At 68.7% G+C, this 13,795-nt stretch carries 12 protein-coding genes; 3 read left to right on the top strand and 9 right to left on the bottom strand.

Translation table 11 applies throughout. The annotated features are described in order from the left end of the window. Positions 1–3: 3 nt before the first annotated feature. A complete protein-coding gene (gene mdh, locus OJF58_RS14610) occupies positions 4–969 on the bottom strand; it encodes a malate dehydrogenase (protein ID WP_300778426.1) in 966 nt (321 codons plus the stop codon). 176 nt (positions 970–1,145) lie between these two features. Here mdh and OJF58_RS14605 point away from each other — a divergent pair, with 176 nt between their 5' ends. Continuing rightward, the gene (locus OJF58_RS14605; RefSeq protein WP_300778425.1) at positions 1,146–1,595 is read left to right on the top strand and encodes an ester cyclase; all 450 of its coding nucleotides are present in this window, start codon (positions 1,146–1,148) and stop codon (positions 1,593–1,595) included. Here the strand turns inward: OJF58_RS14605 and OJF58_RS14600 are convergent, their stop codons facing one another. The 3 genes from OJF58_RS14600 to zapE all read right to left on the bottom strand — a co-directional run bounded on the left by OJF58_RS14600 (position 1,596) and on the right by zapE (position 4,578). After that, complete coding sequence (locus tag OJF58_RS14600) at positions 1,596–2,456, bottom strand: alpha/beta hydrolase (protein WP_300778424.1); 861 nt, start codon at positions 2,454–2,456, stop codon at positions 1,596–1,598. 4 nt (positions 2,457–2,460) lie between these two features. After that, the gene (locus tag OJF58_RS14595) at positions 2,461–3,333 is read right to left on the bottom strand and encodes a dienelactone hydrolase family protein (RefSeq protein WP_300778423.1); all 873 of its coding nucleotides are present in this window, start codon (positions 3,331–3,333) and stop codon (positions 2,461–2,463) included. Positions 3,334–3,414: 81 nt separating this feature from the next. Beyond that, on the bottom strand, positions 3,415–4,578 hold the full coding sequence (gene zapE / locus OJF58_RS14590; protein ID WP_300778422.1) for a cell division protein ZapE: 1,164 nt from the start codon (positions 4,576–4,578) through the stop codon (positions 3,415–3,417). 49 nt (positions 4,579–4,627) lie between these two features. Here zapE and fmt point away from each other — a divergent pair, with 49 nt between their 5' ends. Beyond that, complete coding sequence (gene fmt / locus OJF58_RS14585; protein WP_300778421.1) at positions 4,628–5,602, top strand: methionyl-tRNA formyltransferase; 975 nt, start codon at positions 4,628–4,630, stop codon at positions 5,600–5,602. A gap of 3 nt (positions 5,603–5,605) precedes the next feature. Next, a complete protein-coding gene (truA, locus tag OJF58_RS14580) occupies positions 5,606–6,397 on the top strand; it encodes a tRNA pseudouridine(38-40) synthase TruA (protein ID WP_300778420.1) in 792 nt (263 codons plus the stop codon). On the opposite strand, the gene OJF58_RS14575 is transcribed toward truA, so the two are convergent. From OJF58_RS14575 to OJF58_RS14555, 5 genes are all read right to left on the bottom strand, one after another. Next, positions 6,347–6,931: a hypothetical protein gene (locus tag OJF58_RS14575; protein ID WP_300778419.1), complete on the bottom strand. Its 585-nt coding sequence runs from the start codon at positions 6,929–6,931 to the stop codon at positions 6,347–6,349. The two genes, truA and OJF58_RS14575, sit on opposite strands and share 51 nt — an antisense overlap. Positions 6,932–6,937: 6 nt before the next feature. Then, on the bottom strand, positions 6,938–8,125 hold the full coding sequence (gene dapE, locus OJF58_RS14570) for a succinyl-diaminopimelate desuccinylase (protein ID WP_300778418.1): 1,188 nt from the start codon (positions 8,123–8,125) through the stop codon (positions 6,938–6,940). 110 nt (positions 8,126–8,235) lie between these two features. Then, positions 8,236–11,892: an AAA family ATPase gene (locus OJF58_RS14565; protein WP_300778416.1), complete on the bottom strand. Its 3,657-nt coding sequence runs from the start codon at positions 11,890–11,892 to the stop codon at positions 8,236–8,238. A 29-nt stretch (positions 11,893–11,921) separates the two neighbouring features. After that, on the bottom strand, positions 11,922–12,593 hold the full coding sequence (locus OJF58_RS14560) for a DsbA family protein (RefSeq protein WP_300778414.1): 672 nt from the start codon (positions 12,591–12,593) through the stop codon (positions 11,922–11,924). Between the two features lie 54 nt (positions 12,594–12,647). Continuing rightward, the gene (locus tag OJF58_RS14555) at positions 12,648–13,763 is read right to left on the bottom strand and encodes a DciA family protein (RefSeq protein ID WP_300778413.1); all 1,116 of its coding nucleotides are present in this window, start codon (positions 13,761–13,763) and stop codon (positions 12,648–12,650) included. Between the last annotated feature and the right edge of the window lie 32 nt (positions 13,764–13,795).

Raw genomic sequence — 13,795 nt, 5'->3', positions numbered from 1 at the left:
AAATCAGGCCGCGGCGACGATCTTCCTGGTCGCCTCGACGAGCGACTTCACCGCCGCAACCGACTTGTCGAACATCGCCTTCTCGTCGGCGTTGAACGACACCTCGACCACCTTCTCCACGCCATCCTTGCCGATCACGACCGGCACGCCGATGTAGAGACCCTTGACCCCGTACTCGCCGTTCAGCATCGCCGCGCACGGGATGACACGCTTCTTGTCCTTGAGGTAGGCCTCGGCCATCGAGATCGCCGACGCTGCCGGCGCGTAGAAGGCCGAGCCGGTCTTGAGCAGGCCCACGATCTCGGCCCCGCCGTCGCGCGTGCGCTGGACGATCTTGTCCAGCCGCTCCTGGGTGGTCCAACCCATCTTCACCAGATCGGGCAGCGGAATGCCGGCGACCGTGGAATAGCGGGCGAGCGGCACCATGGTGTCGCCGTGGCCGCCCAGCACGAAGGCGGTCACGTCCTGCACCGAGACCTTGAACTCCTCGGCGAGGAACAGGCGGAAGCGGGCCGAGTCGAGGACACCGGCCATGCCGACCACGCGCTTGGCGGGGAAGCCCGTGACCTCCTGCATCAATCCGACCATCGCATCGAGCGGGTTGGTGATCACGATCACGAAGGCGTTGGGCGCATTCTCCTTGATGCCCTTGCCGACGGCGTTGATCACCTTGGCGTTGATGCCGACCAGGTCGTCGCGCGTCATGCCGGGCTTGCGCGGCACGCCGGCCGTCACGATCACCACATCGGCGCCGGCGATGTCCTTGTAGTTGGCCGAGCCGGAGTAGTTCGCATCAAAACCCTCGACGGGCGAAAGCTGCGCGATGTCCAGCGCCTTGCCCTTGGCGATGCCCTCGGCGTCGGGAATGTCGAACAGGACGATGTCGCCCAGGTCCTTCTGGCCGGCCAGCAGAGCGAGGGTGCCGCCGATTTGTCCGGCGCCGATCAGCGCGATCTTCTTGCGAGCCATGCGAAATCTCCGTTTTTCAAAGGCGGCGCGTGGTAGCGCGATTCTGCCGAAGCGGCAAGGCAGAGGCCCCTGCGGCCGGCCGCCGGACTCGCTCCGAATAGGACGCGGCCGCCGGATATTTCGCGAAACGTCGTCGCGGTACCCATGGTCTCGACAGCAACACGAAGGAGGTCGCCATGACCAAGGAACAGGACAACAAGGCCATCGTCGGGCGCTGGTTCAGAGATTTCTGGGGCAATCCCTGGAACCCGGCCGTCGTCGACGAGCTCGCAACGCCGGATATCCTTCTGCAGTATTCCCTGCACGAGCCGCGGCGCGGTCGCGACGACGTGAAGCAATTCATGATCGGCTTCCGCGAGGCCTTCCCCGATCTGCATTTCGAGGGCGCCGCGGATCTGATCGCGGAGGACGACTACGTCGTCGGTCGCTGGAAGGGCGGCGGCACGCACACGGGCCCGGCGTTCAGCGACTTCCTGATCGGATCGCTGCCCGCCGCGTCGGGCCGGAAGATGTACTTCACCGGGACCACCGTGCTGCGCGTCAGGGACGGCAGGATCGCCGAGGAGATCGGCCTCGACGACGGCGTCACGGCGCTGCAGCAGCTCGGCCTTCTGAAGGCCGCATGATCAGACGGGGTGCCGGCCGAGATGAGCGAGCAGCAGATCGACCGCCTTGGCCGGCGCCTGATCCATGACGAAGTGGCCGACGCCCGGCAGGACCTGCATGCCATAGGCGGCGGCAACGAACTCCCCGGTGCCGTGCGCCGCCTCGGGTCCCACCGTGGCGTCGGCGTCGCCCCAGATATAGAGCGTCGGCACCTCGATGGTGCCGACCTCCGCCGCCAGGCCCTTGTTGGCGCGATACCAGGCCAGCGCCGCTTCGAGCGCCTCGGGAGTTCCCAGCACGCCGAGATGATCCTCGATCGCGGCCTCCGGCACGCCTTGCGTGGCGAGATTGCGCCGCAGGCGGCGCGCATTCTCTTCCAGGAGCATCGGTCCGGTCTCGGGCTCCAGGAACTTGCGGTGATGGCGCGAGCGGTGCTTCTGGTCGCCGTCATCCTCGAGAAGCGCACGGCGAAACGACGACGGGTGCGGCCGCGACAGGATGGTGAGCGAGGCGAGCCGATCGGGATGCCTGCCTGCCACGCCCCATGACACCTGGCCGCCCCAGTCGTGGCCCACCAGATGGAACCGCTTGCCCTCCGCTCCGGCCGCATCGGCGATATCGATCGCGTCGGCTATCAGCTTGTCGAAGGCGTAGCTGGAAAGATCCTTCGGATCGGGGCGCGCTGCGGGCGAATAGCCGCGCTGATCGGGCGCGGCGGCGCGATAGCTCGCTTCCGCCAGCGCCGGCAGCGCCGCGCGCCAACTGTGCCGCGATTCCGGAAAGCCGTGCAGCAGCAGCACGAGGGCGCCGCCGGTCGGACCGGCGACATCGGCGGTGAAGGTGAATCCCGAACGGGTCTTCAGTGCAATCGTCTCGACCATCCGGTCATGCTACACCGTTGGCCTTGAACCAGGCGAGGCAACGCTTCCAGCCGTCCTCGGCCGCTTCCTTGCGATAGGAGGGACGATAGTCCGCATTGAAGGCGTGCGGCGTGTCTGGATAGACGTGGATGTCGGACTTGGTCGCGGCGGCATTGCCGGACGCCCTGAGAGCGGCGCGCATTTTCTCGACGGCTTCCTGCGGAATGTTGCTGTCGGCACCACCGTAGAGGCCGAGAACCGGGCCGTGCAGTTCCCCCACGACGTCGATCGGATTCCTGGCGGGGCTCCGGGAGCCGAGCGGTCCGTACCAGGCGACCGCTGCCTTGATCGCGGGATTGTGCGCGTCGTACAGCCAGGTGATGCGGCCGCCCCAGCAGAAGCCCGTTATGCCGAGCTTTGTCGTGTCGGCTTTGCCTTCCGCCTTGGCGAAGGCCACGGTCGAGTCGAAGTCGCCCATTACCTGCTCATCCGGCGTCCTGGACACGAAGTCCCTGATCAGGGTCTGTACGTCGCTGACCTTGGTGGCATCGCCCTGGCGGAAGTAGAGATCGGGCGCGACGGCGTAGTAGCCGATCCTGGCGAAACGCCGGCAGATATCGGCGATATGGGCGTGCACGCCGAAGATCTCCTGGGTCACGAGGATGGTGGCGAAGCCCGAACCCGAGGCCGGCATGGCGCGGTAGGCCATCATCTCCTTGCCGTCCTTCGTCTTCACCGAAACCGCGCCCGCGGCCAGGCCGTCGGACGGAGTCACGATCATGGTCTGCGCCCGGACCGGTTGGACAGCCAACGCGAACGCGGCGCCGAACGCGGCGGTCCCCATGAGCGCACCACGGCGCGAAATCGTGTCATCGAATGAAATGCAGTCGCCGTCCATGTCGAACCTCTCGAAGCGTGATCGGGAGCATGAACCCTAGAACCGCGCGTTCCTCGCGCTACAGTCACAAATCGGCGAGGATCACTGCGCCTCGATATGGTCGAGTGCGAGGTACTCCGGACTCTGCATCTCCATGAGCCGTGAGACGGTACGCTGGAACTCGAACGCGCCGTCGCCCTCGACATAGAGCTTGTCCGGCCAGGCGGCGGCCGAGCAGATGAACTTCACCTTCCGTTCGTAGAAGGCGTCGATCATGGTCACGAACCGCGCCGCCTTGTCGCGGTTCTCCGGTCCCATCCTGGGAATCTCGGCGAGGATCACCGTGTGGAAGTGGTCGGCGATGCAGAGGAAGTCGGCTGCGCCCAGCGGCCTGGCGCACCAGTCCATATAGTGGGCCATGGCCACGCCCGGCGCGGCGCGCGGCACTTCCACATCGCGGCCCTGGGTGCGCAGCACGCGCGGCTCGCCGTCGGCGCCGTCGGTCAGGGCGCGGAACGTCTCGTCGAGCTTCGCCGTCGCCCAGGCGCCCAGCGGCGTCAGATAGAGCTCGAGCTTGCGCATGCGGCCGAGGCGGTAGTCCTGCCCGCCGCCCAGTTCGAGGATCTCCAGCCGCTTCTTGATCAGCTCGATGAAGGGCAGGAAGCGGTCGCGCTGCAGGCCGTTCCTGTAGAGATCGTCGGGCGCGCGGTTGGATGTCGCGATCACTATCACGCCCTCGTCCAGCAGCGTCTCGAACAGGCGGCCCAGGATCATCGCGTCGGCGATGTTGGTGACCTGGAACTCGTCGAAGCACAGGAGCCGCGTCTGCCGCGCGATCTCCCTGGCGATCGGCACGATGGTGTCGGCCTCCGGGGGCGCGCCCCTGGCCGCCAGCTCCTCGCGACGGCGGTGCAGACGCTCATGCACCTCCAGCATAAACTCGTGGAAATGCACGCGACGCTTCCTCGCGACAGGCGCATCGGCGAAGAAGAGATCCATCAGCATCGACTTGCCGCGGCCGACCGGTCCCCAGACATAGAGCCCGCGCAGCCCCACCGACGACGTTTGCGCGCGCGCGAGACCGAGCCGCGCGAGCAGCCCTCGGCGCGGCGCGGGCGATGCCCGTGCAGCGAGCTCGTCGTGCACCGACTGCAGCCGCCCGACGACCTTCTCCTGCACGGGATCGGAATGGACCTGGCCCGCAACGCGGCGGGCGGCAAGGTTGGCGGCGGGTCCCTTGCCAGTCGTGGGGGTATCGGAATCCATTGCCGCCGATACCTAGCTCACCCGGGCGCGGCTGCCTATAAGATGCGGCATGAGGATCGCATTTCTCGGCACATCGGCCTTCGCCGTGCCGGCCCTCGAGGCGTTGGTCGAGGCAGGCCACGAGGTCGTCTGCGTCTATACGCGCGCGCCCAAGCCCTCCGGCCGCGGACAACGGGAGCGCCGGTCGCCGGTGCATGAAACGGCGGATGCCTTGCGGCTGTCCGTGCGCACGCCGAAAACATTGCGCAACGAGGAGGAAGCGGCCGCCTTCCGGGCGCTCGACCTCGATGCGGCGGTAGTCGTCTCGTACGGCCATATCCTGCCCAGGAGCTTTCTCGAGGCGCCGGTGCTCGGCTGCATCAACATCCACGGCTCGCTGCTGCCGCGCTGGCGCGGGGCAGCGCCGATCCACCGCGCGCTGCTCGCCGGCGATGCCGAGACCGGCGTCACCACCATGCGCATGGACGAGGGGCTCGACACCGGCCCCATGCTGCTCGCCGAGCGCACGCCGATTTCGGCTGCCGATACCGCGCAGACGGTGCACGACCGCCTCGCCCGGCTCGGAGCGACGCTGATCGTCTCCACGCTCGACGGCCTGATGCGCAAGACGATCGAGCCCGTTCCGCAGCCGGAGGAAGGCGTCACCTACGCCCACAAGCTCGCCAGGGAGGAAGGGTTGCTCGACTGGCGGCGCCCGGCGGCCGAGCTCGAGCGCAAGGTGCGCGCCTTCGCTCCCTGGCCGGGCACCTCCTTCGATGCCCCTCATGAGGGCGGCGTCGAGCGGATCAAGGTGCTGCAAGCCGGCCTCGCGCTCGCGAGCGGCGCTCCCGGCACGCTGAGTATCGGCCGTGACGGCTTTCCGGTCGTCGCCTGCAACAATGGCGGCTTGCGTCTTTTGAAGCTGCAGCGCCCGGGCAAGGCGGCACAGGCGGCCGATGCGTTCCTGCGCGGCTTTCCCCTTTCGGCCGGCACGGTGCTGCCGTCGCCAAACGTCGTGCCGCTGCCGCAGACCAAGCCCGGCTGAGCCGTGCCGCGCTACAAGATCACGGTCGAGTACGATGGCGCTCCTTTCGTCGGTTGGCAGCGGCAGGACAACGGTCCATCGATCCAGGCGGCTCTCGAAGACGCCGTGTACGCCTTCACCGGCGAGCGCGTCCATGTGCAGGGCGCGGGCCGCACCGACGCCGGCGTCCATGCACGCGGGCAGGTGGCGCATTTCGATCTCGCCCGCGAGCAGGCCGTCGAGGCGGTGCGCGGCGCGCTTTGCTTTCACCTCAGGCCGCATCCGATCGTGGTGCCGGCGGTCGAGCGCGCGGCGGCCGACTTCCACGCCCGCTTCTCCGCCACCTGGCGGCGCTACCGCTATCGCATCCTCAATCGCCGCTCGCCCCCCGCGCTCGATCGCGGCCAGGTCTGGCACGTTCCCGTGCCGCTCGACACCGAGGCCATGGAAGAGGCGGCAGCCGTGCTTGTCGGCCGGCACGACTTCAACAGCTTCCGGTCGGTCAACTGTCAGGCCGCCTCGTCGGTCAAGACGCTCGATCGGCTGGCCGTGCGGCGCGACGGCGAGGAGATCGCGATCGAGGTCGGTGCACGTTCGTTCCTGCACAACCAGGTGCGCATCCTGGTCGGCACGCTGCAGCTCGTGGGTCGCGGTCAATGGAGCCGCCTCGACGTCGAGCGAGCACTGGCGGCGCGCGATCGCACGCGCGCCGGTCCTACGGCGCCGCCGCTCGGGCTCTGCCTGATGGAGGTGCGCTACGACGACCTAGCCGCTGACCGCCGGAGCGACGCCGAGCATGCGGCTGACGATCAGTGACAGGAAGAACGACGGCACCCAGTTCACGACCAGAAGCAGGCCGGCGATGAGCCAGTTCACGCTGAGGATCATGCGCGTCGTGATGATCATCCAGTAGAACAGCAACGCAAGTACCGCGAGGTCGAAGATCGTCGGAAAGGGCAACGGCGCGACATTGGCGACGACGGCGTCGATCAGCAGCACCGCTGTCGCCGGCAGGTTGATCCAGTTGAGCGCGCCGATGTAGCGCGGGTAGCGATCGAGCCAGCGGCGGCGCCGCGCGATCTCGTAGAACAGGACCGGATAGAGCAGCCAGTCGACGACGTAGCGCAGGCCTTCGACCAGCGCGATCTCGCCGGGATCGGCGGCGACCTCCACACTCGAATAGGAGATCACCACATAGATCATGTAGAGCGGCGCCACCAGCAGCATGACCTGGAACGAGCGCAGGCAGGCCTCGGCGGTGTTCTCGAAATAGAACGGCGCCGAAGGGTCACGCTGCAGGAAGCGGAGCGCGCCCTGCGTGCCGCGGGCAATTTCTCCTTTGGCGAACACGATGGATCAGGTCGAGAAGTAGCGGTCGAGCACCGTCTCGTAGACGCGGGCCAGCGTCCTGAGATCGGCAACGGCGCTCTTCTCGTCGACCTTGTGCATGCTCTCGCCCACCAGGCCAAACTCCAGCACCGGGCAATAGGCGCGGATGAAGCGGGCATCGGACGTGCCGCCGGTGGTCGAGAGCTCCGGATCGATACCGGCCACGTCGCGCACGGCGCCGGCCACGAGGTCGGACAGCGGGCCGGGCGGCGTATAGAAGGATTCGCCGGAGACCTCGACCTCGTACTCGACGATGCCGTTCCCGCCGAGCGCTGCGTTGGCGCGCTCGATCCGTTCCTGCAGATGGGCAAGCAGGGTCTTGGAGGTCCAGAGATCGTTGAAGCGCGTGTTGAAGCGCGCGGCGACGACGCCCGGCGCGATGTTGGTGGCCCGGTTGCCGACATCGACGGTCGTGAACTGCAGCGAGGTCGGCTGGAAATGCGTGCTGCCGCGGTCGATCGGCTCGCGCACCAGTGCCTCGATCAGCGTCGCCAGGCGATGGATCGGATTGTCGAGCCGCTCGGGATAGGCGACATGGCCCTGCACGCCGCGCACGTTCAGGTCGACCGTCATGCTGCCGCGGCGGCCGATCTTCATCATGTCGCCGAAGCGGCGGGCACAGGTCGGCTCGCCGACGACGCAGGCATCGATCGTCTCGCCGCGCTCGGCGAGGCGCTTCAGCATCTTGACCGTGCCGTTGACCGCCGGGCCCTCCTCGTCGCCGGTGATCAGCAGGCTGATCGAGCCGCCGAACTCGCGGCCGCGCCGCGCGATGAAGCGGGCAGCCGCGTCGGTGAAGGCCGCGATCGCGCCCTTCATATCGGACGCGCCGCGACCGAACAGATAGCCGCCGGACAGCTCGGCCGCGAAAGGCCCGATCGTCCACGACGAGAGGTCGCCGACCGGCACCACGTCGGAATGGCCCGCGAAACAGAAATGCTTTCCGCCGCTGCCGATGCGGGCATAGAGGTTGGCCACGTCGTCGGTGCCGGCCTGGCTGAAATCCATGCGTTCGCAGCGAAAGCCGAGCGGCGCGAGCATGCGTTCGAGAAGCTGCAGCGCCCCCGCCTCGCGCGGCGTCACGCTTTCGCAGCGTACCAGGGCACGCGTGAGTTCGACCACGTCGGCGACGGACGGAGCCAGAGTATCGGGCATGGCCGGACACTACATCCGGCGCACGCCAAAGAGAAGGGCGCCGGCTGGCCGTGCCGGCGCCCAAGTCGATGTGAGAGGAAGACTGTCTTCTTGCTTGTTGAAGCTCTGTGTCAGGCAACCATCCTGTCCGCTTCCATCAGGTTGACCGAGACGAGCTGCGACACGCCGCGCTCGGCCATGGTGACGCCGTAGAGGCGGTCCATGCGCGCCATGGTGACGCGATGGTGGGTGATGATCAGGAAGCGCGTGTCGGTCCGGTCGGCGATCTCCTGCACGAGCGCGCAGAAGCGCTCGACGTTCAGGTCGTCCAGCGGCGCGTCCACCTCGTCCAGCACACAGATCGGCGCCGGGTTGGTCATGAACACCGCGAACAGGAGCGCCAGCGCCGTCAGCGCCTGCTCGCCGCCCGACAGCAGCGACATCACCTGCAGCTTCTTGCCCGGCGGGCTGGCGTGGATCTCGAGGCCGGCCTCGAGCGGATCCTCCGACTCGGTCAGCCGCAGCTCGGCCTTGCCGCCGCCGAACAGCTTGGTGAAGAGCTGCTGGAAATGGCCGCTCACCTGCTCGAAGGCGGCGAGGAAGCGCTCGCGACCCTCGCGGTTGAGACTCTGGATGCCCTGGCGCAACCGGCCGATGGCGGCGATCAGGTCGTCGCGCTCGCTCGTCATGCCGGTGATCTGCTGCTCGAGCTCGTTGGCCTCCTCCTCGGCGCGCAGGTTCACCGCGCCCATCGTCTCGCGCTCGTGCACCAGTCGCTCGAGCTTCTGCTCCGCCTTCTCGATCTCGGGCAGCTCCTCCAGCGACTGCACCTCGGCGAGCGCCAGCACGCCGTCGGGCTCGCAGCGCAGCCGCTCGACGATGCGCTCGACCACCACCTCGCGATCCTTGGTGGCCTGCTCGACCTGGCCTTCGCGGCGTACGCGGCTTTCGCGCGCGCTCGCGAGCTCGGCCTCGGCCTGGCGCAAGGCCTTGTCGGCCTCGCCGAGCTGGGTCTCGCCGACCGCGAGCCGGTCGGCCGCGTCCTGGCGCTTCTGCTCGGCCTTGGCGATCTCCTCGCCGAGGGCGGCCTGCCTGGCCTCGATCTCGGCCGGCTTGGCGGCAAGCTCGGCGAGCGCCGCCGTGATCTGCTCCCGGCGGGCCTCGAGCTCGACGATCTGGCCGTCCGCATCGCCCAGCCGCTTGCTCCAGCCCTCGTGATCCTGCGCGATCTGGCCCAGTCGCTCGGCACGCATCGCCGATTCGCGCGCCAGTCGCTCGCAGGTTCCTTCGGCCTCGACGAGCTGCGCGCGCAACTCGGCGATGCGCGCCCGCAGCGCGGCCGCCGTCGCGCGATCGGCCTGCGTGTCCGAGATCGACGACAGCCGCGCCTGGCGGAAGGTCCGCCGCATCTCGGCATTGGCAATGTCGCCCACGATCTCGGCCGCCATCTGCCCGATCGCCGTGAGCCGCGTGTTGAGCTGATCGGTGCGACGCGCCACGTCGGCGTGACGATCGCGCGCTTCCGCTGCCCGCCGTTCGGCGCCGGCGACGGCGTCCTGCGCCGAACGTTCGGCGGCGCGCGTCGCCTCGCCTGCGTCCTGCGTCTTGCGTCGCGATGCTTCGGCGATGCGCCGCTCGTGCAGGCGGGCCTGCTCGACGCATGTCTTCTCGGCGTCGCGCGCGGCGGCAAGCCAGCCGGCTTCCGCATCGACCCGCGCCTGGATGGCGGCTTGTTCCGCCGCCAGCGTATCGATCTGCTGTCGGATCTCGGCCAGGCGATTGCGCTGGCTCAACCGGACCGCGGCGGTCGAAGGCGCGCCGGCGCGCATCGTGTAGCCGTCCCAGCGCCAGACCGCCCCTTCGGTCGTGACGAGCTGCTGGCCCGGCTTCAGGGTCGCCTGCAACGCCGCTCCGGTGGCGTCGTCGGCAACGAGGCCGATGAAGGCGAGTCGTCGCTCCAGCTCGGGCACGGCCCGGACATGCGCGGAAAGCGGCGTCGCGCCCTCGGGCAGCGCCGGCGCGTCCGCGATCGGCCCGAGCGGCAGCCAGTGCACCGGGGCGCCGCGGTCGGACGAGGCTTCGAGCTCCTCGCCGAACGCCGCCCCCAGCGCCTTCTCGAAACCGGGCTCGACCGTCAGCGCGTCGAGCAATGGCGGCCACAGCGACGTCGCAGCCGATTTCAGCGCCGCCGCCACGCCCGCTTCCTCGGCCCGCAGCTTGGTGAGCCGCGCATTCGCCTTCTGCAGCAACTCCGCCGCCGCGGCGTAGCTCTGCTCGGCCGCCTGCCGCTCGGCGGCGCGCGCCTGCTCCATCTCGACGCGCTCGGCCTCGGCGCTGGCGACGGCCATGCGGGCGGCGTCGGACTCGTAGCGCTCGGCGGCGCGGGCGCCTTCGATCGCCCGCGCACTCTCGCGCCGCGTCTCCTCCAGCGCGAGGCGGGCCGCTTCCAGCGCCGCCTCGACCTCGGACAAGGCGGGCAAGCTCCTGAGCTCGTCCTCGACCTGCCGTTGCTGGTCCGCGACTTCCGCGCGGCGTGCCTCGAGGCGGCGCAGGCGCTCCTGCAGCTCGGTGATCTCGCGGCTCACGCTGGCACGTGATGCCTCGTCGTCGGCGATCTGGCGCATGAGCCGGTCGTGCTCGGCCTCCGCCTCACCGGTGGCGGCATGAGCCTCGTCGCGCGCCTGCTGCGCGGCGGCGGCGCGATCTTCCTCGCCCACCCGCTCCTGCTCGAGCCTGGCGCGCTGGCTGTCGAGGTCGGCGATGGCGGCCTCGGCGTCGCCCTTGCGGCCACGCTCGCGTGCGAGATCGGAGTCGGTCTGCTGCAGACGCGTCTCGCAATCCTGCTGGGCCGATGCGATGCGCTCGGCCTCGGCGGTCAGCGCATCGCGCGCCACCCGCAGGCGCTGAAGGGCCGCGGCGGCGGCGGCCTCGTCGTTGCGCAACGGCGGCAGCGCGGTCGCCGCTTCGGCCTGCGCGGTCGTCGCAAGGCCGACAAGTCGCGTGAGATCGGCAACCTGGACCTCGGCCTCCTTCAGCCGTTCGCCCGCATCGGCGAGCTCGCTCTCGGCGGCCGCGAGTCTCAGCGCCAGAACGGCAGCCTCGGCGCGACGGATATGGTCCGAGAGGTTGCGGTAGCGGCTGGCCTGGCGAGCCTGGCGCTTGAGGCCCTTGTGCTGCTCTTCCAGCGCGACCAGCACGTCCTGCACGCGCGCGAGATTCTGCTCGGCCGCGCGCAGGCGCAGCTCGGCCTCGTGCCGGCGGGCATAGAGGCCGGTGATGCCGGCCGCCTCGTCGATGATGGTGCGGCGGTCGGCTGGCTTGGCGTTGATCAGGGCGCCGATGCGGCCCTGGCTCACCAGCGCCGTCGAGCGCGCCCCGGTGGCGGCATCGGCGAACAGCGTCTGCACGTCGCGGGCGCGAATCTCGCGGCCGTTCACCGAGTAGGCCGAGCCCTGGCCGCGCTCGATGCGCCGCACGACGTCGAGCTGATCGGCGTCGTTCACCATCGCCGGCGCGGTGCGGGTGCGGTTGTCGAGCGTCAGCATGACCTCGGCGATGTTGCGCGCCGGCCGCGTGCCGGCGCCGGAGAAGATCACGTCCTCCATCTCGCTGCCGCGCATCTGCTTGGCCGAGGTCTCGCCCATCACCCACTTGAGCGCCTCGACGAGATTCGACTTGCCGCAGCCATTGGGTCCGACGATCCCGGTCATGCCGGGCTCGATCGCGAGCTCCGTCGGGTCGACGAAGGACTTGAAGCCGGAGAGCCGGAGCTTGTCGAACTGGACCATCTACACCACGCCTGTTGGTTTTCCGGGGTTTACTTCTTGAGCAGCTTGTTGAACGTCGCCTCGAGCTCCTCGACCGGTCGGGCGCCCTCGAACTTCTCGCCGTTGATGAAAAGGGTCGGGGTCGAATCGACGCCGACCTGCTCGCCGCTGCGATAGGAGGCGACCACGGCGTCCGCCACCTTGGGATCGGCAAGGCAGGCCTTCACTTCCTTCTCGCCCATGCCGGCGATGCGCAGCGACTTGGACAGCTCGGCGATCGGGTCGGACGCGGTGGCCCAGTTGAGCTGGCCGCGGAAGATCATGTCGACGACGGCGAAATACTTGTCCTTGCCCGCGCACTGCGCGAGCTCGGCCGCCTTGGCGGCCGTCTGGTCGAGCGGGAAATCGCGGTAGACGAGCTTCACCTTGCCGGTGTCGATCCACTTCTCCTTGATCTTGGGCAACTCCACCGTGTTGAAGTGCGCGCAGTGCGGGCACGTGAAGGAGGCGTATTCGATCAGGGTGATCGGCGCATTGGGATCGCCCTCGACATGGTCGGTGGGCTGGACGCTGAGGATGGCGGCCTTGTCCGGTGCGCCCGTGGTCGCCGAAGCCGGGGTGGGCGTCGGACCGGGCGAAGCCGGGCGCGTCCCGAAATAGACGCCAGCCGCAATCGCAGCCACGGCGACAAGCCCGCCGGCGACGATCAAGATATTCCGCATCCCAACTTCCTCTCTACTACATCTTGGGAATTCAGCTTGTGGGGAGTCAAACCTTTACCGGTCCATATCCCGCAGAATCTTGCCGATGGCGTCGGGCCCGCCCGGATTGCCGCAATTCCGGCCGTTGATGAACAGGGTCGGCGTCTGGTGCACTCCGAGTGTCTGGCCGGTTTCCACATCCGCGATGATCTTGTCCAGAAGCCGGTCGTTGGTGAGGCACTGGCCGGCCGCCACGCCCCTCTTCTCCAGGATTTTCGCCATCTCGGCCTCGGGCTCGGAGGCCGTCAGCCAATCGACCTGGGAGCGGAACAGGACGTCGATCGTGTCGAAAAAACCGTTCGGGCCGGCGCATTCGGCGAGCTGGCTGGCATGGGTGGCGATCGAGTCCGACGGGAAGTGGCGATAGACGAAGCGGGCCTGCCCGGTATCGACGAATTGCTTGCGCACGCCCGGCAGCACCGCCGCCGCGAAGTTGGCGCAGTGCGGGCAGGTCAGCGAGAAATAGTCGATGATCAGGTTGGGTGCGTCGGGCTTGCCCAGCACATGGTCGTCAGGCCGGACAGCCAGTGCCCTCGCCTGCTCCTCGGTCGGCTGCTGGGCGCGCGGTGCACGCGCAAGAAGAAGAGTTCCCAGCCCACCTAGCACGACGCTGCGTCGGCTGGCCGCGATGCGCGTGCCGAGGCGCGCGAGCGCCGCCTTGAGGTCGGGATCCTGTACCGTTTCGACACGTTCGGCGATGCGGCGCGCGCTTGCCGGATCGGGATCGGGGAGCCTTGGCGTCGTGGAAGCCGCCGGCGCCGGCGCGATGCCGCCCTGCACGAGTCGGATATCGTCGATGAGGCGATGGCCGAAATAGCCGTTCACCCGCTCGACCAGGCGGCCCGACATGTGCTGGATCTCGAGCGAGGCGGCGCCCGCCACGCGCAGCCGCAAGGTCTTGCCCGCACCATGAGCGGCCCGCGCACCGCGGCTGGCAAGCAGCGCCTCCGGCTGCGACGCGCGCGCGATTTCGGCACCGACGATGGCCGACCAGTCGGCCTTCAGCCGGTGAAGCGGCGCCCCGCCTCCCTTGCCGGCACCCTTGCGTCCTTTGGGAACGAGGCCGGACGTGAGCTGCCGGGTCAGACCGCCGATGGCGCGAAAGCCGTTTTCCCGCATGGACCCTTTCAAAGCCTGCTCCTTATGCTAGGGCACGACCCCTC

Origin of the sequence: Enhydrobacter sp. (assembly GCF_030246845.1) — a bacterium.
Lineage (GTDB): Bacteria > Pseudomonadota > Alphaproteobacteria > Reyranellales > Reyranellaceae > Reyranella.
This window is presented reverse-complemented; position numbering and strand designations above follow the sequence as displayed.

Bases quoted from the DNA above. Each gene is read 5' to 3' on its own strand.
- mdh (WP_300778426.1), bottom strand. From the start codon at position 969: ATGGCTCGCAAGAAGATCGCGCTGATCGGCGCCGGACAAATCGGCGGC.
- OJF58_RS14605 (WP_300778425.1), top strand. From the start codon at position 1,146: ATGACCAAGGAACAGGACAACAAGGCCATCGTCGGGCGCTGGTTCAGA.
- zapE (WP_300778422.1), bottom strand. From the start codon at position 4,578: ATGGATTCCGATACCCCCACGACTGGCAAGGGACCCGCCGCCAACCTT.
- fmt (WP_300778421.1), top strand. From the start codon at position 4,628: ATGAGGATCGCATTTCTCGGCACATCGGCCTTCGCCGTGCCGGCCCTC.
- OJF58_RS14565 (WP_300778416.1), bottom strand. From the start codon at position 11,892: ATGGTCCAGTTCGACAAGCTCCGGCTCTCCGGCTTCAAGTCCTTCGTC.
- OJF58_RS14600 (WP_300778424.1), bottom strand. From the start codon at position 2,456: ATGGTCGAGACGATTGCACTGAAGACCCGTTCGGGATTCACCTTCACC.
- OJF58_RS14595 (WP_300778423.1), bottom strand. From the start codon at position 3,333: ATGGACGGCGACTGCATTTCATTCGATGACACGATTTCGCGCCGTGGT.
- OJF58_RS14560 (WP_300778414.1), bottom strand. From the start codon at position 12,593: ATGCGGAATATCTTGATCGTCGCCGGCGGGCTTGTCGCCGTGGCTGCG.
- dapE (WP_300778418.1), bottom strand. From the start codon at position 8,125: ATGCCCGATACTCTGGCTCCGTCCGTCGCCGACGTGGTCGAACTCACG.